Annotated in this window: 4 protein-coding genes and 1 pseudogene; all 5 read right to left on the minus strand. The window is 76.2% G+C overall.

Going from position 1 to position 3,573, the window contains the following annotated elements:
- On the minus strand, positions 1 to 284 hold a 284-nt coding region (locus tag ACVNF4_RS33820), incomplete at its 3' end, for a MarR family transcriptional regulator (protein WP_461806697.1).
- A 53-nt stretch (positions 285 to 337) separates the two neighbouring features.
- Positions 338 to 1,807, minus strand: coding sequence for a glycosyltransferase 87 family protein (locus tag ACVNF4_RS33825; protein WP_461806698.1), 1,470 nt, complete (start codon positions 1,805 to 1,807; stop codon positions 338 to 340).
- On the minus strand, positions 1,804 to 2,658 hold the full coding sequence (locus ACVNF4_RS33830; RefSeq protein WP_461806699.1) for a class I SAM-dependent methyltransferase: 855 nt from the start codon (positions 2,656 to 2,658) through the stop codon (positions 1,804 to 1,806). The genes ACVNF4_RS33825 and ACVNF4_RS33830 overlap by 4 nt, the downstream gene beginning before the upstream one ends.
- Positions 2,655 to 3,293 carry a TIGR04282 family arsenosugar biosynthesis glycosyltransferase gene (locus ACVNF4_RS33835; RefSeq protein WP_461806700.1) on the minus strand — a complete coding sequence of 213 codons (639 nt, stop codon included), beginning with the start codon at positions 3,291 to 3,293 and terminating at the stop codon, positions 2,655 to 2,657. Before ACVNF4_RS33835 ends, ACVNF4_RS33830 begins: the two co-directional genes overlap by 4 nt.
- A pseudogene (locus tag ACVNF4_RS33840) lies at positions 3,290 to 3,573 on the minus strand (glycosyltransferase); the annotation flags it as partial. The gene ACVNF4_RS33835 and the pseudogene ACVNF4_RS33840, both read right to left, overlap by 4 nt.

Raw genomic sequence — 3,573 nt, forward strand, 5'->3', positions numbered from 1 at the left:
CCGCGCCGGGAGACCGCGAGCGCCGACCCCGGCCGGCCCACCCGCCCCGGCCGCTCGGGGCCCAGCTCCTCCAGGAGCCCGGCCCGTATCAGCTCGTCCACCAGCGTCGACACAGCCGTCCGCGTCAGCCCGATCCGGGAGGCCACCGCCGCCCGTGACAGCGGTCCCTCCGCGCTGACCGCGTGCATGACCCGCGCGAGGTTGCGGCGCCGCATGCCCTGCTGGGTGTCGGAGGACACCGGGCCGGAGCCGGTGGGGCGGGGGTCGTGCAGCGGTGCGGTCATACGGGGGCGTCCTTCGGGCGACGGGTCAGGAGTCCGTCGAGATTCTTCCGGTATCAACCCAGTCTTGCCCTGTCCCTGTCGTTTCCGCAGTCCGGTGAGGTACGGCTGTCCTGTCGCGCTTCTCGCGGTTTCTGGACAGTACCCCAGACGCAACGGCGCGACCCGTCCGCCCGAAGCCACGCTCCCGCCGCGACAGCCACCGCCGCCGCCCCGTACGCCCACGCCTGGAGCGGTCCGCCGCCGAGGTAGAGGGCGGTGCCGGCGAGGGTGAGGGTCAGCCACTCCCAGCGGCCGTCCAGGGCGACGAGGGCGATGGTCAGCAGGGAGTACCAGGGGTAGTTCGGGGAGAAGAGGAGGAGAGCGGTGCCGGTGAGGAGGAGGGCGCCGCGCCAGGGGCGGGCGGGATCGCCGCGCCACCACACCGTCAGCGCGGTCACCGCGAGCAGGACGACGGCCGTCGCACCGGCGGCGGTGTCCGGCAGCAGCAGCCGCAGCAGGGCGAACCGGCGGACGTCACCGGGCTCGTAACCCTCCTCGTGGAGGTAGCCGGGCAGATAGCCGAGGACCCCCGTCCCCGAGGCGAGCACGTACGGCAGGTACGCGAACGCCACAGCGGCGACGGCCGCCCCCGCGACCCGCAGGACACGGGCCGGGCCCCGCTGCCCCGACAGGGCCCCGGGCAGCGCCAGCACCGGGAGGAGCTTCACGGCGATCGCCGCGCCGAGGAGCGCGCCCCGGCGGGCACCGGCGGTGGCGGTGCCGAGCGCCAGGACGGTGAACAGGACGCCGAGCGTGTCGACATGGGCGTTGTTCACCGCCTCCAGCGCCACGGCCGGGCACCACCCCCACAGCGCGGCCCGCCTCGGATCGCCTCTGCGGCGCAGTACCCGCAGCAGCGCGAGCGTGGTGCCGAACGCCAGGACGGCGCCGCCCACTTGGACCGGCTTGTGCCGGCTGTCCGGCGGCGACAGGACATGGACGCCGAGGAACCAGCCCTCCGCGACCGGCGGATAGATCGTCGGGACGGCCGGCCGGTTGATCCGCACGCACAGCCCCTCGGCCGTCCGGTGCAGCCCCCACCCCTCGCAGGTCCGCGACGCGGGGAACAGCCAGCCGTCGCGCAGCCGGGACAGCTCCGGCGCGGTCGGCGGGTGCGCGTACGGGGAGATCCCGGCCGCCTGCACCCGGCCGTCCCAGGCGTAGCGGAACATGTCGTCGCTGGTGCGCGGCGGCGCGGTCAGCCCCGCGAGGGCGATCGCGGCGGAGCCCGCCAGGACGAGGACGGCCGCGGCGCGGGCGGGGACTTTCCGCACGGTCCACACGGCGGCGGCGAACAGCATCCAGGCCACGGCGTATCCGGCGAGCAGCTCACCGGGCGCGCTGAGGTTATCGCCCGTGTGGAGGGTGGTGACGAGGACGGTGGTGAGGGCGGTCAGGAGAGCGGCGGTGACGGCGATACGGGTCCGGGCTGCGCGGGCCGGCGACCGGGGCTCCGGCCGGTACTGGACGGCGGTGTCGGTCACGGACGGCCCTTCTCCCCGGCGGGCTCGGTGCGGCGGCGGTCCTGCTCGCCGGGGTGCTCCGGGTGACGGCGGCCCTTCTCCCCGTCGGGCTCGGTGTGGCGACGTTCTTTCTCCCCGGCACACTCCACTTGCCGCCAGTCCCTCTCCCCGGCGTGCTCCGGGCGGCGGAGTTCCAGGAAGGCCCGGCCCTCGGTCGTCCAGCGCCCGGTGAGGATCCACCTCGTGGCGTCGGCGGCCCGCGACAGGGCGGTGGTGCCGATGCGTGCCCAGGGGAAGGGGCGGCTGTGTCCGCCGTGCCCGTTCTCGACGCGGACGTTGAGACGGTCGTCCACGTCCTGCGCGGCGGCCTCGACCAGCAGCCGTCCGCCGGGCCGGACCAGTTCACGCGCGCGGGTGAGGAGGGCGGCCGGGTCGCCGCCGATGCCGATGTTGCCGTCCATCAGCAGGGCCGTACCCCAGCGGCCTTCCCCCGGGAGTCGCTCGAAGACGTCCCGCCGCAGCGCGGCCCCGCCGTGCAGACGGGTGCGGGCGACGGCGGCCGGGCTCACGTCGACGCCGAGCACCCGGACACCCCGGGCCGTCAGGGCCGTCACCAGGCGTCCCGGTCCGCAGCCGACGTCCAGGACAGGCCCGGTGCAGCGGCGCAGGACCCGCAGATCGGCGGCGTCGGGGGGTGCGCAGAAGCGTTCCACGTCGAGGGGCAGCAGTTCGGCGGCGCCGGGCGGGCGGGGGGACAGCAGGCGCAGGTGGAGAGGGCCTCGGCCGGTGTGCAGGGCCCGGCTGTAGGGGTCGTCGGTCCAGGGTGCGTCGCCGCCGGTGCGCGGGCGGTCCGTCGTACGTGTTCCGCTCATCCGACACGCTCCGAGAGGGTGGCCAGTGCGGCGGCGAAACGGGAACCCGACGGGCAGCGGGCGGCCACCGCTGCGGCGTCCGGCGCGGTGTCGACGTCCCGCAGCTCCGGCAGATCGGCGACCGTCAGCCCGGCCTCGACGAGCCTGCGGCGCTGGACGGCGCCGGTGCAGTTGGTGGACATGGGGACGCCGCGCACGAGCGTCCCCGTGCGGGCCGGGTCGGCGAGGCCGAGGGCCCAGAAACCGCCGTCGGCGGCGGGGCCGAGCCAGGCGTCGTGCCCGGTGCGGCCGACGGGGGCGAGGAGGTCCGGGGTCAGCTGCGGGGTGTCCATGCCGACGAGCAGGGCGGGGCCGTCGGCGCAGCGCTCGAAGGCGGTGGCGATGCGCTCGTCGAGGCCGCCGGGGGACTGGGGGACGACGTCGTAGCCGGGCGGCAGCCAGGGGCCGGGGTCGCCGTCGAGGACGAGCACGCGGCGGCGGGCGGGGACGCCGAGGAGGGCGTGGAGGGTGTCGGCGAGGGAGGCTTCCGCGAGGGCGGCTGCCTCCTGGGGGGTGTAGGGCGGGGTGAGGCGGGTCTTGACGCGGCCGGGGACGGGTTCCTTGGCGATGACGAGGAGAGTGAGGGGGGAGTTCACCGGGTGCCTCCCGCAAGGCTCGCGGCGGTGTCCGGGCGTTCCGCGAGGACCGTCCGCATGTCCCGCACCGCCTGCCAGGTGCCGCGCCACGTGCCGGTGACTTTCGAGCGTCCCGCGCGCGGGAGGTACGGGACGTCGGTCTCGGTCACCCGCCAGCCCGCGTCGGCGGCCCGGACGACCATCTGGAGGGGGTAGCCGGAGCGCCGGTCCGTCAGGTCCAGGGCGAGCAGCGCCTCGCGGCGGGCGGCGCGCATCGGGCCGAGGTCGCGCAGCCGCAGTC

Source organism: Streptomyces sp. S6 (assembly GCF_054880855.1).